18 protein-coding genes and 1 pseudogene are annotated in these 26728 nt (G+C 63.8%); 10 read left to right on the top strand and 9 right to left on the bottom strand.

Annotation, left to right across the window (positions count from 1 at the left end):
- Positions 1-94 precede the first annotated feature (94 nt).
- From HT136_RS17985 to HT136_RS17970, 4 genes are all read left to right on the top strand, one after another.
- On the top strand, positions 95-2530 hold the full coding sequence (locus tag HT136_RS17985) for a TonB-dependent receptor (protein ID WP_343222232.1): 2436 nt from the start codon (positions 95-97) through the stop codon (positions 2528-2530).
- Positions 2531-2694: 164 nt separating this feature from the next.
- On the top strand, positions 2695-3279 hold the full coding sequence (locus HT136_RS26630; protein ID WP_214201203.1) for a family 1 glycosylhydrolase: 585 nt from the start codon (positions 2695-2697) through the stop codon (positions 3277-3279).
- Positions 3270-3929, top strand: coding sequence for a cysteine hydrolase family protein (locus HT136_RS17975; RefSeq protein ID WP_214201202.1), 660 nt, complete (start codon positions 3270-3272; stop codon positions 3927-3929). The genes HT136_RS26630 and HT136_RS17975 overlap by 10 nt, the downstream gene beginning before the upstream one ends.
- A gap of 92 nt (positions 3930-4021) precedes the next feature.
- Positions 4022-5362, top strand: coding sequence for an amidohydrolase family protein (locus HT136_RS17970; protein ID WP_214201201.1), 1341 nt, complete (start codon positions 4022-4024; stop codon positions 5360-5362).
- A gap of 88 nt (positions 5363-5450) precedes the next feature.
- Here the strand turns inward: HT136_RS17970 and HT136_RS17965 are convergent.
- Positions 5451-5979, bottom strand: a pseudogene (locus HT136_RS17965) (IS5 family transposase); the annotation flags it as partial.
- Positions 5980-6118: 139 nt separating this feature from the next.
- Complete coding sequence (locus HT136_RS17960; RefSeq protein ID WP_214201200.1) at positions 6119-6751, bottom strand: tyrosine-type recombinase/integrase; 633 nt, start codon at positions 6749-6751, stop codon at positions 6119-6121.
- Positions 6752-7043: 292 nt separating this feature from the next.
- Here HT136_RS17960 and HT136_RS17955 point away from each other — a divergent pair, with 292 nt between their 5' ends.
- Positions 7044-8267 carry a Fic family protein gene (locus tag HT136_RS17955; RefSeq protein ID WP_214201199.1) on the top strand — a complete coding sequence of 408 codons (1224 nt, stop codon included), beginning with the start codon at positions 7044-7046 and terminating at the stop codon, positions 8265-8267.
- 165 nt (positions 8268-8432) lie between these two features.
- Here the strand turns inward: HT136_RS17955 and HT136_RS17950 are convergent, their stop codons facing one another.
- Entirely contained in the window at positions 8433-9788 is a 1356-nt protein-coding gene (locus tag HT136_RS17950; protein ID WP_214201198.1) for a sigma-54-dependent transcriptional regulator, read from the bottom strand.
- Complete coding sequence (locus HT136_RS17945; protein ID WP_214201197.1) at positions 9785-11533, bottom strand: sensor histidine kinase; 1749 nt, start codon at positions 11531-11533, stop codon at positions 9785-9787. The genes HT136_RS17950 and HT136_RS17945 overlap by 4 nt, the downstream gene beginning before the upstream one ends.
- Before the next feature lie 169 nt (positions 11534-11702).
- Between HT136_RS17945 and HT136_RS17940 the strand changes: the two genes are divergently transcribed.
- The 4 genes from HT136_RS17940 to HT136_RS17925 all read left to right on the top strand — a co-directional run bounded on the left by HT136_RS17940 (position 11703) and on the right by HT136_RS17925 (position 14387).
- Entirely contained in the window at positions 11703-12026 is a 324-nt protein-coding gene (locus tag HT136_RS17940) for a hypothetical protein (protein WP_214201196.1), read from the top strand.
- A gap of 11 nt (positions 12027-12037) precedes the next feature.
- Positions 12038-13315 carry an SDR family oxidoreductase gene (locus HT136_RS17935; RefSeq protein ID WP_214201195.1) on the top strand — a complete coding sequence of 426 codons (1278 nt, stop codon included), beginning with the start codon at positions 12038-12040 and terminating at the stop codon, positions 13313-13315.
- Positions 13311-13778 (top strand): DUF2269 family protein, encoded by a 468-nt coding sequence (locus HT136_RS17930; protein WP_214201230.1) that lies wholly within the window; start codon positions 13311-13313, stop codon positions 13776-13778. Before HT136_RS17935 ends, HT136_RS17930 begins: the two co-directional genes overlap by 5 nt.
- Before the next feature lie 192 nt (positions 13779-13970).
- A complete protein-coding gene (locus tag HT136_RS17925; protein WP_214201194.1) occupies positions 13971-14387 on the top strand; it encodes an acyl-CoA thioesterase in 417 nt (138 codons plus the stop codon).
- Positions 14388-15386: 999 nt separating this feature from the next.
- Here the strand turns inward: HT136_RS17925 and HT136_RS17920 are convergent.
- The 4 genes from HT136_RS17920 to HT136_RS17905 all read right to left on the bottom strand — a co-directional run bounded on the left by HT136_RS17920 (position 15387) and on the right by HT136_RS17905 (position 22952).
- Positions 15387-17864, bottom strand: a complete 2478-nt coding sequence (locus HT136_RS17920; protein ID WP_246543865.1) for a GH92 family glycosyl hydrolase — start codon at positions 17862-17864, stop codon at positions 15387-15389.
- A 24-nt stretch (positions 17865-17888) separates the two neighbouring features.
- Positions 17889-20972 carry a TonB-dependent receptor gene (locus HT136_RS17915; protein ID WP_214201193.1) on the bottom strand — a complete coding sequence of 1028 codons (3084 nt, stop codon included), beginning with the start codon at positions 20970-20972 and terminating at the stop codon, positions 17889-17891.
- 114 nt (positions 20973-21086) lie between these two features.
- Positions 21087-22148 (bottom strand): FecR family protein, encoded by a 1062-nt coding sequence (locus HT136_RS17910; RefSeq protein WP_214201192.1) that lies wholly within the window; start codon positions 22146-22148, stop codon positions 21087-21089.
- A gap of 96 nt (positions 22149-22244) precedes the next feature.
- Positions 22245-22952 (bottom strand): RNA polymerase sigma factor, encoded by a 708-nt coding sequence (locus tag HT136_RS17905; protein ID WP_214201191.1) that lies wholly within the window; start codon positions 22950-22952, stop codon positions 22245-22247.
- 153 nt (positions 22953-23105) lie between these two features.
- Here HT136_RS17905 and HT136_RS17900 point away from each other — a divergent pair, with 153 nt between their 5' ends.
- Complete coding sequence (locus HT136_RS17900; protein WP_214201190.1) at positions 23106-24662, top strand: alkaline phosphatase D family protein; 1557 nt, start codon at positions 23106-23108, stop codon at positions 24660-24662.
- 489 nt (positions 24663-25151) lie between these two features.
- On the opposite strand, the gene HT136_RS17895 is transcribed toward HT136_RS17900, so the two are convergent.
- Positions 25152-26726: an amidase gene (locus HT136_RS17895; RefSeq protein ID WP_214201189.1), complete on the bottom strand. Its 1575-nt coding sequence runs from the start codon at positions 26724-26726 to the stop codon at positions 25152-25154.
- Between the last annotated feature and the right edge of the window lie 2 nt (positions 26727-26728).

Genomic DNA, 26728 nt, shown 5'->3' with positions numbered 1-26728 from the left:
GCAAGGCATGGGCTGCAATCGACAGGGGGGGGGACTGAAAAGGCCAGTGGAGAACCGGCCAGCCGCTGCGGCTGCCATAACGATGGGGATACGAGTGAAAAAGACACACCTCAGGCGGACCGTCATCGGATTTTCGGTACTGGCGATGGCAACCTCGCTGGCCACGGCCGCGCAGGCCGAGGACGCGGCGGGCGCTGCGCCAGCCGATGCTGCTCCCTCGGCGGACGCAGATGCGGCCGGCAGCAAGAGCGGCGCGAACGTCGGTTCGGAAATCGTCGTTACCTCCGAACGCACCCACACCACGCTGCAGAAAGCGGCGCTGTCCGTCACGGCGGTGACCGCGGACTCGTTGGCCAAGAGCAACATCACCGAGATCGGCGGCCTCAACGGGCTTGCGCCGGGTCTCGTCGTCTCGGGCGGCAACGGCGGCGAGCGCAACATCTCGATCCGCGGCATCGGCCTGCAGACCCCGGAAAACCCCAGCACGCAACCGGGCGTTTCCTACCACGTCGACGGCGTCTACATCTTCAACTCGATCGCCGCGAACGCGGCCTTTACCGACGTGGGCCAGATCGAGGTCCTGCGCGGGCCGCAGGGCACGATGTACGGCCAGGGTTCGACCGGCGGTACGATCAACGTCGTCTCCAACCAGCCCACCACCGAAAAGGTCTCGGGCTATGTCGACGCTGGCTACGGCAACTACAACTACACCAAGGCCGACGGTGCACTGAACCTGCCGATCACCAACACCCTCGCGGTGCGCGGTGCGATCCAGTACATGAAGCATGATGGCTACGCGCACGCCACGGACGTGCCCGGCAAGTCGAACTACGAACTCAGCGATGCCAACAACCTGAGCGGCAAGCTGGCGGTCAAGTGGGCCCCGACCGACCGCCTGAGCGTGCTCCTGAGCACGATCCAGTACCGCGGCGATGCCAACGGGCAGGAGCAGAAGAACTTGCTCGACTCCAATCCCGACCCGCGTGAGGTCACGCAGGACTATCCGGGCAAGAGCTACGTGCGCACGCAGCTCTACTACGGTGTGATCAAGTACGACCTGGGAACGGTCAACTTCACCTCGACGACCAGCTACCAGAAGCTGCTTTCGCGCCAGTCGTGGGACGGCGATGCGCTCAATCCCGAACTCTTCGTCGAATACGAGGGCGAGAACACCGGCGATGCGCTCTACGACCATATCGCCCAGTGGCAGCAGAAGGTCGAATCCTACACGCAGGAATACAACCTTGCCTCGGACACTGAGGGCCCCTTCTCGTGGATCGTGGGGGCGGTCTACCTGCACTCGCAGAACGAGAACTACATCAACGAATACAGCGCCTCGACCGGCGACGGGCAGCTGGCCGCACTTGCCAAGGACACGGCCTGGAACGACGATGCCGTCTCCTCGCTCTACTATGGCGAGCTGACTACGATCACGCGTGAATCCTATGCCTTCTACGGCCAGGGCTCGCTCAACATCACCGACGATCTCAAGCTTACCGCCGGTCTTCGTTACAACCACGACACCTACAATGGCGCGGGCGACAGCATCAACGGCGGCGCCGTGAGCTTTACCTCGGGCAACTACCTGCAGCCGACCCCCTCGGTCACCGACTCCACACACGAGATGACCTGGAAGGCCGCGCTCGACTACCAGATCACGCCGAGCAATATGGTCTATTTCAGCTACACCCGTGGCTACAAGCCGGGCGGCGTGAACGTGGGGGCCAGCAAGAACGGTTCGCTCGTCACCTTCGGCAACGAGTACGGTGTTGCCGGGGTGCTCGAGAACGAGGTCGTGGACTCGCTCGAAATCGGCTCGAAGAACCGCTTCTTCGACGACAAGCTGCAAATCAACGCCTCGGGCTTCTACTACTTCTACAAGAACCTGCAGTTCATCAACGACGATCCGATCCTCTTCGCCTATGGCCTCAGCAACGCGCCGATGGCCCATATCTACGGCGTCGAACTGGAAGCCGAGTACCGGCCGAGCTGGCACTGGCACTTTAGCGGCAACGTGGGTCTCGAGAAGGGCACCTTTGATGGCGACATGATGGCGCTGGATCCGCGCGCTGCCACGGCCGCGCAGGTGGCTGCGGGTTACGCGGGAACCTCCGGTTTCTATTCGAACTACTACAACGCCTATCTGGCGCGCCTCTCAGCCTACCAGAACATCGATGGCAACGACGTTCCCAACATCCCGAAGGTGCAGGGCAGCTTCGCGGGCGAATGGACCGGCAAAATCGGCCCGGGCGATCTCCTGCTGCGCGCGCAGTACATCTATCGCGGCAGCTACTGGTCGAGCGTGTTCAACAACGGCTCCGAACAGAAGACCCCGTCCTACGACCAGGTCAATCTCTACGCCAACTACGACTTCGCAGACACCGGCTTCTCGCTCTCGGCCACGGTCACCAACTTGTTCGACACCGACGGGGTCAGCTCGCGCTTCACCGATCCCTACGGCACGCACCAGATCTACGACACTTACATTCCGCCGCGTCAGTTCATCGCGACGCTTCGGTACGACTTCTGAGCTGGTCCGGCCGGGGTTCGCCCAGGCCGGACTTCCCCGTGGGCGCAAGAGATCGTGGGGCCCGTGAAGATGGATGGAAAGACGCACGGACATGGCAGCCTCACCGTATCGAGGGCACATTTCCCGAAAACTTCACCTGGGGCGCGGGCACCGGCGGCTATCAGGTGGAAGGGCGAGAGACGCACAGCGACCTGACCGCCGTTCGCGATTGCGATCCCGCCGTTCTTGGCTTTCGCGAGCATGCCGGCACCGACGTCGTCCCCAGTTCGACGATCTACGAAGTCAACATGCTGGCCGCGATCCTGCCGACGGATTCCCGCAGCGCGATGGAAGCCGTGCACAAGGCGCTGGCGGCCCGCTACGTCACGAGCCGCTTCAGCATGGTCATGGCGCAGGACGGGCGCACGGCGAACAACCTCAAGCTTTCGCACCTTCGTGCGGCCGAGGCGATCCGGCGCGTCGCGCCGGGGCCAAGGTCGGCGCGACCTATTCGGTCTCGCACTGCCGGACCCTGCCGGGCGGGTTCGCTTGCCAGCATGAAGCAGGCGATGAACGAGGGCTGTGTGGTGCACGGCTGTGTCCACTGGTCCGCGCTCGACAACTGGGAATGGCTCGAGGGCTATCGTGCGACCTTCGGCCTGATCGGGATCGACTGCGTGACGCTTGAACGCCACCCCAAGCCGAGCCTCGCCTGGTTGGCCGGGCGCCGCGCTCCAACCGGACACAGGAGACTTTTTTTATGGACGTGACAGACCTGCCGCATGTCGATGCCGAGGCGCTTGCGGACATGGTCGATCCGGCGACGAGCGCGCTGCTCGTCGTCGACGTTCAGGTCGACTTCGCCTCGCCCGAGGGTGCCCTGGGTGCGCGCGGGGTCGACATGGGCGCGGCGGCCGCCGCGATCGATCGCATGGAGGCGATGATCCGCGCGGCCCGTGCGGCAGGCACTGCCGTGGTCTTCCTGCTGGTTGCCACCACGCCGGAAACCGACAGCGGCGCGCTGCGGCGCCTCTATGCGCGCAAGGGGCGGCCCGAGGGCGCGCGCGCCATCTGCCGCGAGGGGACGAAGGGCTTCGAACCCTATCGCCTGATCCCCGAAAAGGGTGACCTCGTCGTTGCCAAGCGCCAGTTCGACGGCTTTCATGGCACCGACCTTGCCAAGCGGCTGCGCGCGAAGGGCGTGACCAGCCTGTTCATGATGGGCCTGACGACGGACTGCTGCGTTGACCAGACCACGCGCAGCGCCTTTCACCACGATTTCGATGTCTTTGTCGTCACGGACGCCTGTGCCTCCTACGACCCGCGCCTGCACCTCGGCGCGCTCATGGCGATCGAGAAGAACTGCGGCCTCCTGACCGATGCCGCCGCCGTCGAGGGCATTTTTCACCGCAAGTCCTGAGTTCGGGTGCTCCAGCAACAGGAAGATCGATCATCGAAAATACGCCGCCCCAAGCCGTTGACTGGCTGATCCGGGACACCACCATCGTCTCCATGAATCCGGATCGCCAGATCCTGAAGAACGCCTCGCTGGCGGTAACCGGAGATCGCATCAGCCATATCGGCCCAGCTGCACGGGTCGAAGCGCAGGTCACGGCGCGCGAGGTCGTCGACGGCCGACGCTTCGTCCTGACGCCGGGCTACGTCAACGGCCATATCCACATTACCGGCGAGCCGATCAGCAAGGGCTACGTGCCCGATGACAGCGGCTGGGCGGAGAACGTCCTCGAATGGCTCATCCCGCTCTACATGGCCCAGACGCCCGAGGACGAGAAGCTGTCCGCGCAGCTTGCCGCGATGGAGATGCTGCGCACGGGTACGACCACCTTCCTCGAGGCAGGATCGATCCTCAATCTCGCCGAGGTGCGCGAGACATTGCTCGAAACCGGCATTCGCGGGCGTATCGGCCAGTGGTGCCAGGACCGCCTGTTCGAGCCCGATGCCGACCAGGCCGGGGAAACCGAGAAGCAGATCCGCAAGCTCGACGAAGCGCTCGATGCCTTTCCCGAACGCGATGGACGGATCCTTGTCTGGCCGCTGCTCGTCGGCCACAACATGATGACCACTGAGCTGTGGCAGCATTCGGTCGCCCGGGCGAAGGCAATCGGCGGGAAGGTCTGCGGGCACATGAGCCCGGTCGAGCTGGACGTCGAATGGTACCTCGCGAACACCGGACTGCGCCCGTTCGAATACCTCGCGGACATCGGTGTCCTTGGACCTGAACTATGCCTCACGCACGTGGTTCATCTCGATGACAACGAGGTGAAGCTGGCGGCCGAGAGCGGCTTGAACTTGACGCATTGCCCGATGTCCGCGCTCAAGGGGGCTTATGGCGCGGGCCCGAGCGGCCGCTTCCCCGAACTGGTCGCGGCGGGCGCCAACGTGATGCTGGGCACTGATGGCAACAACAACGGCAATTCGATGGACATGATGCGGTCGATGTATCTGGCCGCCGGGCTCTTCAAGGACGCGCGCCGGGATCCCAAGGCGGTCCCGGCGCACGAAGCGCTGACCATGGGCACGCTCAACGGGGCGAAGGCGCTTGGCCTGGAAAGCGAGATCGGCTCGATCGAAGTGGGCAAGAAGGCCGACTTCGTGCTGCACGACACCGACCGGCCGGAATGGCGCCCGCTGCTCAACGTGGTGAACCAGCTGATCTGGTCGGCCGACGGGCGCAGCGTCCACAGCGTCTGGGTCGATGGGCAGAGGCTTGTCGAGAACTATCGCTGCCTGACCATCGACGAGGAACGCGTCTTCGCGCAGATCGACGAGGCCGGAAAGGCACTCGTGGCGCGCTCGAAGCTTCCCGACAAGCAGGTTTGGCCGGTCGTCTGAGGTTTGGCAGAAGCGGGAAAAGGGCCAGTCTTGAGGAGTAGTACTCTTGGGGGCCCGTTGCTTGCACCCTAGGCTCAGGGCTTACGGATTACAGCCAGAATAGCACGGTGGCGGCGAGAGCGAGCCCGAGAAGAAGACGGTTGGGCCGCGGTCGTAGCGGGTTGCGAGGCGGCGCCAGTCCTTGAGGCGACCGAACATGATCTCGATGCGGTTGCGGCGCTTGGATGGGCGCTTGGATGGGCGCTTGTATCGGCGCTTGTCGTATTTGACCGCCATGGAGCGGGATTTGCGGCCTGGATGCACGGCTTGATGCCCTTTTTGCTCAAGCGCGTCCCTGAACCATTCGGCGTCATAACCCCGATCGGCCAGCATCCACTTCGCCTTTGGCAGGTCGTCGAGCCGGGCCGCCGCGCCCGTGTAGTCGCTGATCTGGCCAGCCGTGATGAAGAAGCTCAAGGGACGACCGTTGGCATCGGTGACGGCCTGAAGCCTGGTGTCCATGCCGCCCTTGGTCCGCCCGATCAGGCGCCCGAGCCCCCCTTTTTCACCCCAAGGCTGGAAGCCGTGCGGTGAGCCTTGAGATAGGTCGCGTCGATCATGATGGTCGGGGGTTCGGCCCTCTGGACGGACGGTCGGTTCACCCTTGCCGCATGCGGAAGCTGCGCCGATAGGCGATGTGCAGAAGGTCGCGGTTCGCGACGATTTACCCGTAGCAGAAGGGTTCTGGCTCCCCGACTGAAGGGGAGCCAGAGGGTGTTAGATTTCGGTGCCCTCCGCCAAAACCAATGCGTCTTCCACATCGACCCCAAGGTATCTGACCGTGCTTTCGATCTTCGTATGCCCGAGCAGGATCTGAACCGCTCGGAGATTGCCTGTGGCCTTGTAGATGATGGACGCCTTTGTCCTTCTCAGGGAATGTGTGCCGTAATCCTCGCAGGGCAAGCCTATTCCCGTGACCCATTCATCAACGAGGCGGGCATACTGCCGCGTGCTGATGTGCGCAGCGTGGTTCGTGCGACTGGGGAAGATAAAATCGTCCAGAGAGCCGCTCCGAAGTTCAAGCCATTTGAGAAGACTTGCCCGAGCATCGTCCATCAGTTCGAACTGGACAGGTCGCCCGGTCTTCTGCTGAACCACGGTAGCCCGGTTTCGAATCTTCCGATCACAGACGATATCGCCGATCTTCATCTTCACCAGGTCGCAACCGCGCAGCTTGCTGTCGATCGCAAGATCAAAAAGGGCCCGATCCCGAATGCGCCGGTGCTGGTCGAGAAAGAAACGCACCGCCCAGATCTGGCGCGGTTTGAGTGCACGCTTGGGTCCCACTTTGCGCCCTGCGTTCCACGAAACGCGCTCGTGAACGGCGGGATCAAATTCTGATAATCCCATGACACATCTCCTATGGCCGTGATGGCCATAGGTTGAACGCATCAGGGCAGCTCGATTGCCTGCTATTGCGGAATCGGCGTCAGTTGCGGCGGAAACGTAGGTCCCGTCGAGGCGGCGCGCAGTAACGGATGGCGGACTTCGGCCAGAAGATCGGCCAAGGGATCGGCCAAATTGCCACTCCATACCCCATCACACAGAGCGTAAAGCAAAGCATAAAACTGGAAAACCGGCTGTTCTTGGGTTAATGCGCGCATCAGAGAACCTGCTGGAAAGATCGGCCAAACCTGTGGCAATGAACGTCGAATCCCCCACCCAGATTGAGCCCGCACGGATCGACGCACCGGCCGGTGATTTGCCCGATCTGATCGCCGAAATAGCGGCCAAGGCCGAAGGTCTCGGGCGAGCACTTCATCCGCAGACCGCACTCCATCTCGCCAGCCTCGTGCGATTGATGAACACCTATTACAGCAACCTCATCGAGGGGCACCGCACCCGCCCCCGGGATATCGAGCGCGCGCTGGCCGGCGAACGCGATGACGATCAACGAGATCTCATGGCCGAAGCCGCGGCGCATTACCGCGTGCAGGAAGCCATCGATCAGGCTGCCGTTCGCGGCGAACTTCCCGATCCTGCCGACCCCGATTTCATCCTGCAGCTACACCGCGATTTCTACGCGGATGCCTCGATCGACATGCTCACCGTGCGCGGAAGGGGGCGAAGCTTCGTCATGACGCCGGGCGAATGGCGATCGAGGGCCGAGCACGATGTCCAGATCGGCCGTCACATCCCGCCATCGTCGGCCAAAGTGCCCGATTTCATGAGCTATTTCTTCTCGCGGTATGCCTTTGAACCCAACGATGGAATGCGCATGACCGCAGTGGGCGCCGGGAAAGCAAAGCGCATCCTTGCACTGGCAACAGCACATCACAGGTTCAATTGGATTCACCCCTTTCCCGATGGCAACGGCCGGGTTAGTCGGTTGATGAGCCACGCCATGGCGCTCAAGGCAGGGATCGGCGCACACGGGCTATGGTCGGTATCTCGAGGGCTTGCACGCGGGCTGGGGCCGGGAGATGCTGGCCGGACAGAATATCGCAAATACATGGCCTCGGCCGATGCACCGCGCCAGGGAGATCGCGACGGGCGGGGAAACCTTTCCGAAGCGCATCTGGTGGGCTTCGCCGAATGGTTTCTCAAAGTCTGCCTCGATCAAATCAGCTACATGTCGAGCCTCTTCGAACTCGACACCCTCTCAAAGCGGCTCGAGCGCCATGTGTTGATCACAGATGGTCTATCTCCGGAAAGTAACTGGCTGCTCCAGGAGGCCCTTATTCGAGGAGAATTCGAGCGCGGCGCAGCACCGCGCCTCACAGGCCTGCCCGAGCGCAGTGCTCGACGTGTCCTAAAGGAACTGACCGACGCTGGATTGCTGGCATCCGATACCCCGAAGGGGCCGGTATCGCTTCGTTTCCCGAGTGACACGCAAGATACGCTGTTCCCAAAGCTGTTCGCCTGACAGCGATCCTTCCCAGTCATTCAGACGCCAATCTAGGCTCCTTGGGCGCAGACTTCGGCTATTCGGATGGAGGCTCCCATCTGACAGCCAGGCACCCACTTCGAAACGCCGTGAGAGACAGCCGAGCTACTCGTGGCAAGCTCGACGAGCGCTGGCCTCCCTTGCTTAGCGCAGTCCCATGCGCGCCATCTTCTTGAGCAGTCCGACACGAGAGAGGCCCAATTCCCGCGCGGTGTGGGTATGGTTGTTACCTGTGCGCTCGAGCGCTTGGGTAATCCGCAGATGCTCCAAGGCATTCAGCTCGTCCTGTAGGCTGGCCTGGCCTGTTGGCATCATGTCGCTGCTCGGCAATGGTTCCAGTTCGTTCCCGATGGCAAGCGCAAGGTCCTCCGTACCGATCGTCAGGCCCGTGGGGCCCGGCACCGCCAGAGCGGCCGCGGTTTCGACTGCAGCACGCAATTCGCGCACGTTGCCGGGCCAGCCATGACCCTCCAGTCCTTCCAGCACCCCGGGGGCAAACGCGGCGGGGCCATGGGCCACACGGCGCAGGAACACGCTGGCGAGAAGCGCCACGTCGCCGGGCCGTTCGCTGAGCGCAGGCGTGCGCAGGATCATCCCCTTGAGGCGATAGTACAGGTCCTCGCGAAAGGTCCCCTCGGCGACGGCGCCGGCAAGGTCGCGGTGCGTGGCCGCAACGATGCGCACATCGGCCTGTCGCATCTCGCGCGCGCCAATGGGTTGATAGGTTCCATCGGCCAGGAAACGCAGCAGCTTGACCTGCATGAGCGGGGGCATCTCGCCGATTTCGTCGAGGAACAGCGTGCCCCCGTTGGCCGCCTCCACCAGCCCGGGACGGTCGGCGTGTGCGCCGGTAAAGCTGCCCTTGAGGTGCCCGAACAGTTCGCTTTCGAGAAGGTCGGCAGGGATGGCGCCGCAATGAACCGGCACGAGGGGCCCTGCAGCGCGTGGCGAAGCGGCGTGAAGGGCACGGGCGACCAGTTCCTTGCCGGTGCCGCTCGGCCCGAGCACCAGGATCGGAAGCCGCGTCGGCGCGATCCGCCGGATCATCGCGCGCAAGGCCACCATCGCGGGCGACTGGCCGATTAGGCCCATGTCCTGCGTCTCGGCTTCGACGGCACGCGCCTGAGCCAGTTCGCGCGCAAGCCGGGCGCGTTCCTGCGCCCTGGCGACGACCACCTTGAGCATGTCGGGATCGATCGGCTTGGCCAGGAAGTCCCACGCCCCCGCCTCGACTGCCCGGAGCGCGAGCTCTTGCTGGGCATGGCCAGTCATCACCACTACGGGCGCCGGGGCAAAGGCCCCGATCAATTCCAGCCCGGCCTCGGGATCGAGGTGCGGTGGCATGGCAAGGTCGAGCAGAACGGTGTCGATGCCGCCTTGCGCGAAGATCCCGCGCGCCTCCTCGCCATCCCCTGCGGTCACGACCTCATGCCCCAAAGACCGCAGCCAGTTGGCGGTCAGGCGCTGGAACGCGGGTTCATCATCGGCCAGCAGGATCATGCGTTACTCCCGAAAGTGAGGCGAAAACAGGTCGACCAACCGGGCCGCTCGGCCAGCGCCACCGAGCCGCCGTGCGCCTCCATGATCCGTCGCACGATGGCCAGGCCAAGCCCCGTGCCCCCGACCCGGTGCGAGACGAAGGGGCGGAACAGGCTCTCGGCGATTTCGGGCGCGATGCCTGGGCCATCGTCGCAGATGTCGAGGATGACGGGTGGTCCCGGCTCGGCGATCACCTGCACCTTTCCACCCATGGCGCGGGCGTTGTCGAGAAGGTTCGCCAGCACGCGGAGCAACGCCTGGCGATCCGCCAGCACGGCAAGGCCGGCCGGCACGTCGCACGCGACACCGAACTGGGCCAGCATGTCGGCGAGGTCGAGTGGCGCGGGCGTGACGCTCCAGGCACGGGCGTAGTCGAGGATGTCGGTCACCAGTGCGTTCATGCGCGCCACCTGTTCGCCGATTTCCGCGCGTACGTCCGCTGGCGCTCCGGTGGCGGCCATCTGGACGATGCCGAGCGGATTGCGCAAGTCGTGCGCCACCGTCGCGGCCAGCGCGCCGAGCTCGGCAAGGCGCGCCTCGCGTTCGGCTTCGACGAGACGCCGGGCGGCCGCGAGGCGGCGCGCGCTCTCGGCGGTAAGTGCCGCCAGACGCTCAGCCACGTGGCGCGGACCGGCGGGGGCCTGTTCCCACCCTCGCAGCGCGACCGCCTGCCCTTGAACCTCAATCGCGGGGCCATCGGCAGGCAGGGCCAGATGACCTTGCAAAAGGGCATTCGCGATTTCGCCAAGCTGCGCCTCATCCTCGGCCTCGGCGAGCCGGTCGCGCCAATGCGCGAGCCGGGCGTCGTCGATACGCGCACCGGGGAAGACGGACCGATCGGCAAGGCGCTTGAGCGGGGTGAGGATCGCGAGCCCCAGCAGGAGCGTCGCGGCTAGTGCCGCCCAGGTTGCGAGAAAGCTGGTCGGCCGTCCGGCCAGCGCAAGCGGCAGCGCGGCGATCAGCACGCTGGCCGCGCCCGCTCCCGCGATAAGCAGCATCCACACCAAGGCACGCCGCGCCCAGAGGTCGGCGGCCATGAACCGATGGCGCACAATACCATGGACCAGCGCCACCGAGTAAAACGGCAGAAGCAGAACCGGCCAGGGATAGGCCTCGATACCGAGCGCCGGGAACGCGAAGCCCGACAAGGCAACAAGCCCGATCAGGCTCGAGACGAAGACGGCCCGTGCCTGGCGCGCGCGCAAGTCGCCCTCGACCGAAGATCGCGCCGCCTGGAGCAATCGCAGATGCCCGACGAGCGACAGCGCGCCGGCCGTGCCCAACACGCCCCAACCCACGGCCGACGGCACGAAGAATCCCTCAAATCCACGCCATGGGACGATTTCTCCGACGCCGAAGAGGACACCCACCAGCGCTGCGAAACCACCCGCCGCGTAGCTGGCGAGCGCAACGGGCCGCAGCACCTTGCAGGCCGCGAAACTGAAGACGAGATGGACGAAGGCCGCTGCGGGCAACGGCGAAAGCGCGACAAGTGTCGTCGTCAACGGCGCCGCGCCAGGCCCCAGGATGGCGGGCAGAGCCTGCGCCAGGCTCCAGGCTCCAACGCCGGTCAGGAATGTCGCCAGAAGTCCTCCCCCCGGCACCCCGCGTGCGCGCACGACGACGAAGGCGGCCAGCAACAGGCTCGCCAGCCCGGTCAGGGTCAGCGCGCCGACATAGGCGAAAACTCCGGTCACTATATCCATCGTTGACAGCTCTAGCATCGTTCACTGTTCACGTCGTTAGCATTTGGTGGGGGCAAATCTATGAAAAGGCCCGCGTTCGCGTCCCGCATGGCAATTGGCATGCCAGTTGCTGATGAGGTTCTGATGCCGCGCCAAACCCGGTCCGGCGCACAATGAAAGGAACCTTGCCATGCTGTCTCCCATAGCCGCTCTGCTGCTTACCTATGCGCTGACCATTCTCGTCGCGACCTTCGCCTGCGCGGTGCTTTGGCGACCGCTGGGTATCCTGCTGTCCGAGCTGTGCGGGACCGAGGAGCGCTCACGGTTCTGGACGGTGTGGTCGGCGGTGATGATGGTGGCGACGCCCATGCTGCTGGTCTCACTACGCCGCCTTGCGACCAATGCGACCGATCTCGTTCAAGGGACGATGACCAGCGCGCTCTTCGGCATCCTCGCCGCTCTGGTCGGCATGGGCCTTGCGGTGTGGAGCCGCTCGCCCCGCCAAGACCCTTGAGGCCGCGCACGATGCGTGTCGTGATCGTGGGGGCCGGCGGCTTCATCGGACGCCATGTGGCGGGGCGGCTGCGCGCGGCCGGCATGGAGGTGATTGCCGCCGGACGCAGCCCGGAGCGCCTGTCGCGCCTCCTGCCCGGCGTGGAAACCATCGCCTGCGACCTTCTCCGCGACGATGCGAGGAAGTGGGAAGCACGGCTGCGCGGCGTCGATGCCCTGGTCAACTGCGCCGGAATCTTGAGCCGGGGCGCCGACTATGCCGGCGTCCATACGCGCGGGGCGATCGCCCTCTTCGATGGCGCCTACGCCGCCGGGGTGCGCCGGGTCGTCCAGATCTCGTCGCTCGGTGCCGACGACACCGCGGTGACACGCTACCACCTCTCCAAACGGACGGCAGACGAGCATCTCGCGATGCTGGGAGGCGATGGAACGCGGATGGGCTGGGCCATCGTACGCCCCTCCCTCGTCCTCGGCCGGGGCGGAGCGAGCATGGCGCTGTTCAGTGCCTTGGCAGCGCTGCCCATCGTGCCGCGCATCGCTAACGGGAACTGGCAGGTGCAGCCGATCCACGTCGACGACCTCAGCGGTGTCGTCCTGCGCTTGCTCGAAGCCGGGCGCCCGCTGGCGCTGAAAGTCGACGCGGTCGGGCCGGAGCCGATGACAACCGACGCGTTGACCACTGCCCTGCGGCAGTGGCTCGGCCTTCGCGAAGCGCCGAGGGTTTCGATCCCCCGGCCGCTCTTGAGGCTTGCCGCTCGGCTCGGCATCGGCCCCGCGACCCCGGAAAGCCTGGTCATGCTGGAGCGCGGGAACACCGCCTCGGTCGAGCCGCTTGTCGCGGCGACCGGGGCCAGGTCGCTTGGTGTGGAGCAGGCACTGGCGCTTCACCCCGCCCAGACCACTGATCTCATGGCGGCCCGGCTTTGGCCGATCGCGGCGCTGCTGCGTTGGCTACTGGCGGTGGTTTGGCTGGCGGGGGGCGTCGTCTCGCTCGGGTTCGCTCCGGCGCAAGCCATCGCCCACTGGCTCGGCAAGCTCGGACTGCCTTCTGCGCTAGGCCCCCTTGCCCTGTGGTCGGGCAGCCTTGCCGACATCGCCATCGGTCTTGGCCTGATCGCCGGCGTGAGAGGAGCCGCGCTGGCCGGTATCGCGCTGATGCTCGCCTATAGCGCGATCCTGACCGTGATCGCGCCCGAACTCTGGGCGGACCCGTTCGGGCCACTCGTCAAGAACCTGGCCGTCCTGGGCCTCTCGCTCGCCGTGAATGCACTGGAGGTGCGCCGTGATTGACTCTTACCTGCTGCTCAAGACCATCCATGTCCTGAGCTCCACCCTCCTGTTCGGCACGGGCCTGGGCACCGCGTTCCATGGCTGGATGGCGAACCGCAGCGGTGTGCTTGCGGCACGGCGCGTGGTGAACCGCAATGTCGTGCTGGCGGACTGGTTCTTCACCACGCCTGCGGTGATCGTCCAGCCCGTCACCGGCGTGTGGCTGGCGCGGATCGCAGGCTTCCCGCTCACCGAACCCTGGCTGCTTGCGGCGATCGGACTTTACGTGCTGGTCGGTGCCTGCTGGCTCCCCGTCGTTGCCATCCAGATCCGCATGCAGCGCATCTCGGATTCCACGCCAGAAGGCATGCCGTTGCCCGCGCTCTATGTGCGTTTGTCGCGCTGGTGGTTCGCTCTTGGCTGGCCAGCCTTCCTGGGAGTCATCGCCATCTTCTGGCTGATGATCGCCAAGCCCGATCTGTAGACGCTGAGAGCCAATTTTGGCTCCTCGCTCTTGCAGGGAGCCACAAGATCCTGGATTTTGGAACCTTCTTCAAGCCCGCCGCAATGCGCTTCAGCGTCCGACCCATTCGAGCCACTCAGGGGGCGGTGTTTGTTTGCCGGGTTCGGAAGGGCCGCTTTACCTTGACCCAAGGGGCGTGATATTGACGTATACGTGACCCACTCAATTCCCCACCGGTTTCCGATCGGCATCGCCCCGAGTGACATCGACTTTATGGGACATGTCAATAATGCCAGCTATTTGAAATGGGTGCAGGCTGCTGTCATCGATCATTGGCGTGCGTTAGCGCCTGCAGAAGCAATCAGTCAGCATCTGTGGGTGGCGATCAAGCACGAAATTACGTACCGCCGACCGGCTTTTCTGGAAGATGATGTCATAGCCACGGTGGTTTTGGAAAAAGTGCAGGGTGCCAGAGCTTTTTACGAAACGGTGATCAGGCGTGGCGAAGAGGTTCTGGCCGAAGTGAAGTCCAGTTGGTGTTGTCTGGATGCGGCGACCATGCGGCCCGCACGCCTGGCAAGCGACGTGATCAAGCGTTTTTTCTCGGCCGGAGAAGTGAGCCAGATCTAAGAGGCTGTTTTGAAATGGGTTGATGCGGTGACTTGGGTGCGGTTCGAGCTTGGGATGAAGACCTGTTCGAGCCGTCGCCAAGTGCGGACGCAAGCGTTCTACGGACCTGCATAATGTGCTCGATGCACTTCGCTAAATGGGATTGAGCAGGTGTCGGACCACGTATTTTCCCGATCGACGGCCCGTTCTGCCGAACATTGTATTGGTGGTTTCGCCCCTTCGGCCGCCGACCTTTGTAGACACTCAGCGGTCAATTTCTGGTCCCCAGGTGCCGACCGTCTGGTATATTACCGAAGTTCAGCCCCACATTCATGAATCTCGGTACCTTGGCTTGGCGGTTCCAAAGCCGGCTTCCGGTCAAATTTCGATCATGGTTGATCCTGACAAGTGCGACCTCAGAGCCCATAAGGCCCGGCATGAAAGCTCGATCCATCTCTGGCAATGTCATCGCGTGTTTCTACGCCGCAGCCGGGGTGCTTCACCTTGCGTTACCGGCCCCGTTCGTCGCAATCGTTCCAGGTTGGGTGCCTGCACCTGCTCTGATTGTTATGCTGACCGGATTAGCGGAAATTTCAGGTGCTATCGGAATGGTACAGTGGCGACTTCCGAGATTTCGCAAGGCTGCGGCATGGGGGCTCGCCATTTACGCTATGTGTGTCTGGCCGGCGAACTTCCAGCATATGTTTATCGATCTGGCAAAACCCAACCACGAATACATGCTCGCCTACCACATTCCCCGGCTAATGCTTCAACCTGTCTTGATCTGGTGGCCGCTTTGGACGGCCCACCTGATCCAATGGCCTTTCCGATCGATACGGTGAGCGGGCATCCTCAACTTTTCGGGGCGGGGCCAGTGCCTCGAATTGGGCGAAGGCTTTTTAAGAATTTTGCGGCCCGCTGAACGGATGGTCCGGTCTTTGGCGATTGAATTCTGCAGTCGAACGACCGGAATGGATCGGCTATTGCGGTGGATCGAGGAACGATGAAACTAGCTGCATTTTAAAGCAATGAAGGAGGGCGCGCCGCGGGATCGGCCCCGAACTCGGGGTTGGGCGTGTCGCGCATGTCGAAGGCCAGACGTCCCCCTTTCGCCAGTTCGCGATGCGAAATCCAGCTGCGGTCCCAGGGGCGGCCGTTCCATTGAACGCCATGCACATAACGGTTGCGCGCGCTGGTGTGCGGAGCCGCGATCACCAGTCTGCGACCCCCGTGAAGCTCCAGTTCCGTGCGAGGAAAGATGGGAGAGCCGAACACGTAGTTGCCGCTAACCGGATCTACGGCATAGAGCCCCAAAGCGCTCATGACATACCATGCGCTCATCTGGCCGCAGTCCTCGTTGCCCGACAATCCATCGGGCGCGGCGCGATATTGCGTTTCGAGAAGGCTTCGCACGCGATCCTGGGTCTTCCAGGCCTGTCCGGCATAGGCATAGAGATAGGCCACATGGTGGCTGGGCTCGTTGCCGTGGGCGTACTGGCCGACCATTCCGGACACGTCCGGAGGCATTCCGGGTGGCAATTCGCTGCTGGCGGCAAAAAGACCGTCAAGCTTGGCCGCGAACGCAGCATCGCCACCGAACAGCGTGATATAGTGGTGCACATCGTGCTGGTTGAGGAAGGTCGCCTGCCAGGCATTGCTTTCCGTGAAATCGACCCAGCCACGCGGGTCGTGCCGGTTGGAGCGAGGATCGAAGGGTTGCGCCCATTGGCCGTTGGACAGGCGTGGCCGAACGAACTGCGTCTCCCTGTCGAACACATTGGCATAGCTGCGCGCGCGTGCGCGCAGCTGGCTTGCGTCCTCGTAGGCGCCCGCCGCCTGCGCAAGGCATGCCATCGCCCAGTCGTCGTAGGCGTATTCGAGCGTCTTGCTGACGGACTGGCGTGACACGTCGGCGGGAACGTAACCGTGAGTACGATAGGCTGCCAGATCGAAAACTTCGTCCTCGAAGGCCCGGCGGCGGTAGAGCGACCACGCTTTCGTATAGTCGATGCCCGGAACGGCCTTGGCGCAGGCCTCCGCGATGACCACTGCCGAATGCCACCCGATCATGCAGCGTGTCTCAACGCCTTGAAGCGGCCAGATGGCGGGGCCCCAGGGGCTTTGTTCGGCAATTCGCACCAAATCGCGCACCAGTTCGGCGTTACGTTCGCTCTGGATCAGCGTGAACAGCGGATGGAGCGCACGATAGGTGTCCCAAAGGGAATAAGTCGAATAGGCGCGCTCTTCGGCAGGCAGGGTATGGATCGCCGTGTCCATCCCGCGCGTGCGTCCGTCCACGTCGCTGAACAGAGTCGGCGCGAGCATCGCATGGTAGAGGCCGGTGTAAAAGATGGCGGCCTGCTCGGGGTCGGCGCCGTCGACGGTGATGCGCGCCAGTTCCCGCTCCCAGGCTTGCGCCGCAGCGCCGCGATAGCCTTCGAAGTCCCATCCCGGCGCTTCGGTGTCGAGGTTGCGCATGGCTCCGTCCACGTCGACCCCAGATAGTCCGACCTTTATGACGAGAGCATCGTCAGACGCGTCCGGGAAATGGAGCGCGCATTTGAGTGCAGCTCCTTCGATCTGCATGCTACCTTCCGGGAGCGGGCGATCGTTGCCATAGAGGACTGCCTGCGCGCAGGGGCGTGACAGACGCATCGCGAAATGAATGAGGCGTCCGTCCGCCCAACCGTGAACACGCCGCGACCCCACGATCAGATCGGGCGCCACGACCTTGAGCGAGGCGTCGCTCACGTGCGTTGGCTCGACCGGATTGCCGCGGCTGCCGTGCGTAAAATCAATCAGCAGGTGGCCTGCCTCTGGAAAATGGTAACGGTGGATGCCAACCCGTTCGGTGGCGGTCAATTCAGCGGTGATGCCGCTCTCCCTGAGCGCTACGCGGTAGTAGCCCGGCTCGGCATGCTCGTCTGCATGATCGAAGCCCTGTCGATAGCTTCCCTCGGGCTTTTCCCGCGTGCCGGGATCGAGAATGACCTTGCCCGTCCGGGGGACCACCAGGACATCCAGCATGTCGCCGACGCCGGTTCCACTCAGGTGCGTATGCGAAAAGCCCAGGATCGTCCGGTCATCCGCGTGGTAGCCCGAACAGGCATCCCAACGCGCGTTGTCCGTGTCCGGGCTGAGCTGCACCATGCCGAAGGGCATCGTCGCGCCGGGATAGGTGTGGCCGTGACCGCCCGTGCCGATGAACGGATCGACATGCTGGCGCAAGCCGGCCCGGCCTCCGATCGCACGTGAAGGCTGGGTAGCCAAAGGTGGGCCGCTCTTGGCGGCAAGTGCTGCGCCGTGCCTGTCCTCGGTATGGGCCAGGGCGCGGGCCGGAGATATGGCCAGCGCCGCCGCGGCCGTGACCAGGGTCCCGGCGAGAACCTCGCGCCGGCTTGGTTTATCCATTTCCCGTACCTTTATGATTGAGAGGTGGAACCCAGCCTGGCGCGGCCCGGACGCCAAGCCCTGGCCTTCGCGCAGCCTGCAGGCCATGTGAAAACCAGGGCTTCGCGTTCCTCAGAACTTGCCGCGCAGACCGAACTGGAAACGGCGATCGGTGGAGGCGATGTCGAAGAGCTGGCCCTTGACCGAGTAGAGCTTGACCGATTCCTTGGTCAGGTTGACGATGTCGAGCGTCAGCGACCAGTCGCCATAGATCTTGTACGCTGCGCTGAAGTCGAGCTGCTGGGCGCCGTGGCTATAGGCGTTGCCAAGTGTGGGGTCGTCGTCGCCCAGTTCCGGATAGAGGCCGATCGAACGCACCTTGGTATCGTAGCTCGTCGCCAGATACTTGTCGCGGTAGTTGTAAGCCAGGCGGGTCGAGAACTTGCCATCCTCGTAATAGCCAATGAGATTGACGGTGTTGTGCGAGATATTCTCAAGTGGAATACCATTGGGATCCTCGCTGTCGGCATAAGTCCAGTTGGCGATCACGCCGAGCCCCGAGAGCGGGCCCGGCAGGAAGTCGAATGCCTGCTGGACGGCAAACTCGAGTCCCTTGACCGTACCCGAATGCCCGTTGGTCTGTGTGGTCACCGTCAGGCCGAGCAGGTCGCGGTCGGTGCTCGAGTCAATGTTCTCGGTGCTGCCGTCGAGCCGGCAGGTCTGCGAGATCACGCTGTCGTCGACCATTTCGATGATGTCCGGGCGGTCGAGACAGATCGAGGTCGAGCGCAGGAAGCTGGCCACGTTCTTGTAGAAAACCGCGGCCGAGATCATGTTGCTCTTGCTCGGGTACCATTCGACCGAGAGATCGTATTGGGTTGCGCGGTAGGGATCGAGATCCGGATTGCCGCGGCTGCCGCCTGTGAGGTTGAAATTCGTGGTCAGTGCCGGGCTCAGATCGCCGAACCCGGGACGGCGCATGACCTTGGCGGCGGCCACGCGCACGCGCAGGTCGTTACGCAAATCGAACGTCAGGTTCGCGCTGGGCAGAAAGTCGGAATAGGTGCGGTTGGCCAGGGCCTCGACGTATTCGCCAGTCTCCGCGTCTTCCTCCATGCCCTCGGTACGCTGGTCGGTGCGAACCCAGCGGGCACCGACGACGCCAGTCATCGGAATCCCGAAGAGGGTCGTGTCGAGGTTGAACTGGCCGTAGAGCGCCTGGGTCTTTTCGGTGATATGCGAGATCGTGGAGGGGTCGATATCGATCGAGGTCGGGATCTCGCTGCTCGTATCGCTGGTGAGCGAATTGAGCAGGTTGCGCAATGACTGGATATTGTCCTGAGACAGCGCCGACGGAGCGAGATAGACGCCGCCATCACGCCAGCCATAGTCCACGTCCATGTAGGTCGGGAAGGCATCGTGATAGGGCAGGCCCGTGAGGTAGTCCGAGAACGCGGTTGCGGAAATCGTGATCGGATTGCCGTTTGCATCCTTCAGGCCGTTGTCGAGACCTGTGTACTGCAAGTCGCGCGAGTAGCTGCTGTGCTTGCGCGTGGTTGCGCGCACGCCAAAGTCGAACGAGGAAATCAGCGTGGAAAGCGGCCCTCCGGCATTGTCATAGGAGAGGTCGAGCCGGCCGGCATATTCGTCGTCGTCGGTGTAGGTATTCTGGTCGCGGAAGATGCGCAGGACGTAGTTCGAGGGATCGTTGATATCGATCGAGTTGACGATGCTGATCGCGGGCAGACTGTCGGGATCGGTGGTGTCGTAGGTGAAGTCGGCGGTGGCATAGTTGTTGCCGGAGGGGTTCGCCGCCTCGGCTTCGGTGTCCATTGGGCGAAAGTGGAGCTGGCGAGCGACCGAACGACCCTTTGCCTTGACGTAGGAAACCTCGCCCGTGGTCTTGAGGCGGCCGAACGTCCACTCACCGCCCAAGGCCGTATTGTAGGTGTCGGTGTGGCGCAAATTGGCCGTCGAGGCCAACGCGTAGTTGGCGCCGGTGAGCGTGTAGTGCGTCAGCTCTCCGTTGTTGCCCACCGTGATCGGCTTGCTGGTATCTACGGTGCCGTCGAACATGAAGCTTTCGTAGCCGGCGAACGTGTTCTCGAAACGCGTGTAGGTCGCATCGACATAGAAGTTGCCGTTGCCCGATGCCGGGGCCCACTGCAGCATCGTGTGCAGGGCCAGGCGGCGACGGTCCTCGGTGTTGGTCGTCGAACTGGAATTCTTGGGCACGATCAGATCGGTCTCGTCGTCCGAGATCGTGCCATCGTTGTCGAGATCGACGTCCTGGACGTTGAGCAGCGGGCGCTGCTCATCCTGGCGCAGCTTCTGGTCGTAGTAGGAAACGTCGAAGATCGCGCCGAAATCCCCGGCGTCGCCAAGGTCCCAGGTGTGGCCGATCTGGCCGCCGATCGAAAAACCGGTCTTGTCGACACTGTCACCATATTCGCCGCGCCCGAACATGCTGATGACCGTTTCCTTGAGGTCGAGCGGGCGCTGGGTCTCCATTTCGATCGTACCACCAAGCGCGCCTTCGATCATCTTGGGGGTCGGCGATTTGATGACCTTGACCGACGCGAGCAGTTCGGGCGGCATGTCCTGGAAGTTGATGCCATCGCGCCCGCCGCCCAGGGTCGTTCGTCCGTTGAGCTGGATCAGGTTCTGCCCAAGGCCGCGGATCGACACTCCGGTGCCGACGCCTTCGTCACGCGTAATCGCGACACCGGGCACACGCTGGAGGGCCTCGGCGATGTTGTTGTCGGGCAGCTTTCCGATGTCCTCGGCCGCCACCACGTCGACGATGCGGCTGTCCTTGCGCTTGATCTGCACCGCCTTGTCGAGGCTCTCCCGGATGCCACTGACGATGATGGCATCTGCGTCGATCGGGTTCGCCCTGTCGCCTGGCCCCTCTTCCGCTAGGACTACGACCTGTCCATCTTCGCGCACGATGTGCAGGCCCGAACCTGCGATCAGACGAACGAGCGCGTCGTGCGGCGGAATCGCAATGCGAATGGCGACCGAAGTCCTTCCCTTGATCGCATCCGCAGGGAAGGCAATCCGCACGTTGGCCTGCTTCGAATAGGCGATCAACGCTTTGTTCAGCGGTTGCGCGGGAATGTCGAACTGCACTGTCTGTGCGTGCGCCATCGCGGGTGCGCTGGCCAGCGCGAGGGTGGCCATGGCGGCGGAAAGCCTCAGGCTGTTGAACTGCATGAAATGATACCCCTTCGCAGCACCATCCCGGTGCCCTTCAACGCGATGACGCGAAGCGAAGGGGGAGCCTCCATGTTGTCTGGAAAAATTTTTCGCGGGGGTATTTCCGCAGGCTCAGCGAACCAGCTGGAAGCCCTGTCCGGCAGGAGTCACCCGCGCGCCGAGCGTAAGGGCCACCGATTCCATGAACTCGGCCGGATTGTCGATCGCAAAACGTCCTCCCACATGTTCCCCAGCGAGTGCCGGGTCGGAAACGATAATCCTCCTGCCGGGCGTCAGGTACCGGTTGAAACGCGCGACGGCGTCCGAAAGGGGAAGATCGAGAAATATGATCTCGCCCTTGCGCCAGGCCATGAGGGCTTCGGCCTCCTGCGTGCTGCGTACGGCAACGACGGGAGCCAGTTGCGGCCCTAGCACAACGGATTCGTGAAGCTTGATTGGCAGCGTCAGTTGCCCCAACGAAGACCGGACTTTCCTGCGCGCGCCCGCAGCCTCGGCAGGCTGGGGACGAGAAGCCCGGGCAGCATCGGAAACCAAGGTGATCTCGAGTGTGCCTGGCCCGACCTGCGCGTGGAAGACGCCTGCCTCCAGAGGCGTGCTCACGCCGCCGCCTTCGAGGATCGAAGGTGCTCCTGGAACCAGATCGAGCGCCATCTCGCCGCGCTCGAGTTGAAAATGGCGCCCGTTGTCGGTCACTTTCCAGCGGAGCACCGAATCCGTATTGAGATCGGCGTGACTTCCGTCTGGCAGCGCGAGCTTCCGCACCTCGCCGATGCTGGTCCGTTCGGTGTGCCAGGCAAGGGCGCGCTGCGTGAAGACGGTCGCGCCCATCGCCAGGACTGGCGCGCCCACTGCTGCGGCCTTGAGCCAGTTGCGCCGGGATATCGACGGCTCGTGGATGCGCGGGCCATTGCCGGCTTGCGCCGCCGACAGGTGGCGGACCTCGCTTGCCTGCCCATAGGGCTTTTCGGCTTTTCCGGCTCCCTCGAAAGTCTTCTCTGCAAGCGCCTCCCAACCCGCCACAACACGCGCGTAGGCAATCGCGTGTGAGGGGCTGGCCGCTCGCCATGCCTCGAAATCGGCGATGTCGGCGGTGCCTGCATCGAGTGCCGCGAACCACCGCGCTGCGGTGTCGAGGACATCGTCGGTGTTCGGAAAAGAGATCGGATCAGGCATTTTCGAACATCGTGAGCGCGGCGGCGTCGCAAACCGCCATGCGCTGCGCGAAGTGCGCAGGGCGAGAGGTCAATATATCGAACGCACCGGGATAATTCAAAATGCTATTTTCTCAATTCCCGAGAGTGACTTACCCGTGGCATCGACGGGCGGAGTCGCAGGCGTGAGCGCCCTTGCGACAAGAGCGACGGCCCGCGCAAGCCGCTTTTCGAAGGTGGACACACTGATACCGAGGTCCGAGGCGATCTCGCGCGGGCTCTGCTCCTCGTAGCGCCGCCGCACCAACGCCACCCGACAGCGCTCGGGCAAGGATTCGATGGCTTCCTCTACGCGTTCGAGCTGGTGCTTTCCGGCAAGTATGCGAAAACTGTCCGGCGTATCGTCCATGCATTCGATCTCCGAGGCCGCCCGCAGCGGCGCGAATTCGACCACTTGTGCCTTGCGGAAACGCTCCATCGCCAGATTGTGGATCACCCGCATGGCATAGCCTTGGGGATTGGTGATGGCGGCGAACCCGGAAAGCCCGAGGAGCTTTGCGTAGCATTCCTGCAGAAGATCGCTGGCTTCGTCCTCGCTGCGAGCGAGACGGATCGCGTAGCGCATGAAGGCCACTTCATGCGGCAGTATTTGGTCGATAAACCAACGATCAATAGGGCGCAGTTGAGACACGGGCAGGTCCAGCAGCGAAGATGGGGCGAGCAACTGGAGGCTTCGCCTAGTGGCGGCGTGTTTCACTTTTACGACCGAACCGCCTGCAATTTTCCGGCTTTGTGCCGCAGCTTTCCCTGAAAAAATAAATTTCAACTCGGCATGGAGGCACGTGAGGCTCTTCGCGTCATCCCTAATGGCGGCCGCCCGTTCTCGTCCCGAGCCGGCCTCTGCAGGAGCGAGTTGCGCCGCGCGTTGCCGCTACCTGCCGGGACTTTGCCATGACCAAAGCCGGGGAAGCCTCGAACCATGTCCTTCGACCGCCGCATGTTGCTTCGCAACGCCACCTACCTCGCCGCGCTGGCAGGTCTGACGCCTTCGCGCTCGGTACTCGCCACAGGCCTGGGCACCAATCCGTTCACGTTGGGCGTAGCGGCGGGCGATCCCTGGCCCGATGGCTTCGTGATCTGGACACGGCTGGCACCGGATCCCCTGGCCCCCCATGGGGGCATGCCCGCGCAGAGTGTTCCGGTCGGTTGGGAGGTCGCCGAAGACGAAGCCTTTTCCAAGATCGCGCGTAAAGGGCAATCGCTCGCGCGTCCGGAACTGGGCCATAGCGTCCATGTCGAATTGAGCGGTCTCGAGCCCCACCGCCACTATTGGTACCGGTTCCATGTGGCCGGCAGCGATGTCAGCCCGGTCGGACGGGCGCGCACCGCGCCTCCCGCGACGGCGCCCGTCGACCGCGTGCGGATTGGGGTCGCCGGGTGCCAGAACTGGGAGATTGGCTACTACGATGCCTATCGGGCACTGGCGCAGGAAAACGATCTCGACCTCGTCTTCCATTACGGCGACTACATCTACGAAGCCGGGCCGCGTCCGCTTGGCGGTCCTATCGTGCGGCAGCATCTGGGCGAGACGCTGTACAGTCTGGACGACTACCGCCGCCGCTATGCCCAGTACAAGATGGACCCCGATCTGCAGGCCGCGCACCACGCCTGCGCTTTCGCGATGTCCTTCGACGACCACGAGGTCAACAACAACTGGGCAGGCGAATTCGACCAGGCCGGTACGCCACCAGAGATATTCGCGCTGCGCCGGTTTGCCGGCCTTCAGGCGTGGTATGAGAACGTTCCGGTACGCCGCGCGCAGATGCCTCGCCCGGGCGGGATCACCGCCTATCGACGCCTTGACTACGGCCGCCTGTTGCGAACCCACGTGCTCGACACCCGCAGCTACCGAACCGATCAGCCCTGCAGCGACGATCCCTGGTCGGCCGGCTGCACGCCGCAAGTCCATAACAGCCCCTCGATGCTGGGCAGCGTGCAGGAGGCCTGGCTAGACGAGGGGCTGGGGAACGGGGCGACCTGGAATCTTCTGGCGCAGCAGGTCATCATGATGCAACTGGACTTCCGCGAACCCGGGACGCAGGAACCCATTTTCCAGACCGATCTGTGGGACGGCTATCGGCCTGCCAGGGCGCGCGTGATCGAAAGCATCCGGCGCCACGGATTGACCAATGTGGTGGTGTCGAGCGGGGATCATCACAAGCACGCGGTCGGCAGCGTGGCGCTGCGCGATGACGATCCGGCCGGGGAAAAGGTCGCGGTCGAATTTCTCGCCACCTCGATCTCCTCGGGCGGAGACGGCGGCGGCGAAAAGGCAAGCCGGCACCTGCTCTCTAACAACCCTAATCTGGATCTCTACCACGACAAGCGAGGCTACCAGGTCTTCGATATTACGCCGAAACGCTGGACGACCGACGTCAGGATTCTCGATCACGTCAGTGCAAAGGGCGCGCCCGCAAGCACTCTTGCATGTTATGAGGTCAGACCAGAAAGTCCGCGTGTCCAGCGCATCGCCTGAAAATCAATGGGAGAAATTGTCGACCTGCCCGGCATCCGCAGGATGCCGTGGCGAGGGTAGGCTAGGCTGGCCTCAATCGTGCAGGTGCGGTGTGGTAGCGTCGAGGCCGTTCAGCCGGACATCGTTGCCGGTTGCGGTTTCGGTCTGCACCCTGGCAGCCTGCGACGGCGGTGCCGGTGGCGACGGCGCAGCAGCCGGTGACGCGCCGCGTTTTCCAACGGACGCTCGTTCACAAAGGGGACGAGCCCTGGGGGCCAGGACCGAGGCGCCCGGCGTTCGCGCGCTGTAATGGCCGATGAGCGCTACGATCTCTCCGCCCGGATCGGACTCGGCGACGAGCGGAAGCATCGAAACCTTCTGCGCCCGAGGTGACGAGCCAGGCCAGCAGGTGCGAGCGGATGAGGTCGGTAAGGTCGACTGGGGCGCCTGTGGGAAATTTCATCGCGGATGCCTCGTTGGGAAAGAGCGCGCGGGCGCCGCAACTGGAGATCAGGCGCTCAGCACCGGCGGGCGGGCCTGCGCGATCCAGGCGCTCGCCTTCTCGTAGGCGTGCCCCAGTTGCAGGACGGCCAGATCGGCGTTGCGCGGGCCGATCAGCTGAATGCCGATGGGAAGCTTCCCTGCGCCGCCAAAACCTGCCGGAATGGCGAGGACCGGCAAGGCGGCCATGGTGGCTGGCAGGGTGACTTCCATCCAGCGGTGGTAGGAATCCATGCGGCGTCCGGCGATCTCGTGGGGCCAGTGCTGGTCGGCATCGAAGGGGAAGACCTGCGCGGTCGGGAGCGCAAGGAAATCATGGCGGGTGAAAGCCTCCTGGAACGCCTTGGCGATGCGGGTGCGGCCTTCGCTTGCGGCGACCAGCTGCGGGGCAGTCTGGCGTTTGTAGCCTTCGACTTCCCAGATCGCCTCGGGTTTCATCAGACGGCGCGTATCGGGATCATCGTAGAAGCCCTGAAGGTCGGCGCCTACCGACCAGTGGCGCAGCGTGACGGCGGTCTGCCACATCGCTTCGGCGTCTTCGGACAAGCTGGCTTCGGCCACTTCCATGCCCAGGGATGCAAAGGCACCCAGCGCCTTCTCGCAGGTCTGCAGCACGCCCGCTTCCATGGGCAGGGCTCCGCCCAGATCGCCCAGCCAGCCGATGCGTGCGCCCTTCCAGTCGCGTTCGAGCGGCTGCGCGAAGAGGGTCGGGTCGTCGTCCTGCGCGAAGGGGGCACGTGGATCGGGGCCGGACTGGACCGACATCAGCAACGCCACGTCCTCGACATGGCGGCCCATCGGTCCTGACGTGGCGAAATTCTGCCAGAAAAGGTCGGTGTTGGGGAGCGAGGGAACCCGGCCCCAGGACGGGCGGAAGCCGAACACGTTGTTCCATCCGGCCGGATTGCGCAGCGATCCGCCGAAGTCGCTGCCGTCGGCCAGAGGCACCATGCGCAGCGCCAGCGCCACCGAGCCGCCTCCGGTGCTGCCTCCGGCGGATTTGCGCGGATCGTAGGCGTTGCGCGTGATCCCGAAGACAGGGTTGTAGGAATGCGAGCCCAGTGCGAATTCGGGCACGTTGCTCTTGCCCACGAAGATTGCTCCGGCCGCGCGCATGCGTGCGACGACCAGCGCATCTGCATCGGGAATGTTGTCCTTCAGGATCGGCGAGCCTTGCGTGCTGGCGATGCCACGGGTGGAGGCGGTATCCTTGACCGCGTGAGGGAAGCCATGAAGAGGTCCGCGAAAGTGACCTTTGGCTGCGTCCTCGTCGAGCCTGCGGGCCTGGGCCAGCGCGGCATCGCCATCGATGCGCGAGACGATGGCGTTGAACCTGGGGTTGAGCGCATCAACCCGTTCGAGATGCGCGGACATGACTTCACGCGCGGAGAGTTCCTTGCTGCGCAAGGCCTTGGCGAGCGAGACTGCGCTCATGTCGAGGATGTCATTCACAGGTGCATTCTCCCTGGATGCGGCCAGCACGGCCGGCGCGGTGAGGGCAGAGCCCAGGGCGGGAGCCAGCGCGGCGGAGCGGGTCAGAACGTCGCGCCGGCGCAGGCCCACGGGGGTGGTTGCTTGTGTCATGC

Source organism: Novosphingobium profundi (assembly GCF_018491765.1).
GTDB lineage: Bacteria > Pseudomonadota > Alphaproteobacteria > Sphingomonadales > Sphingomonadaceae > Novosphingobium > Novosphingobium profundi.
This window is presented reverse-complemented; position numbering and strand designations above follow the sequence as displayed.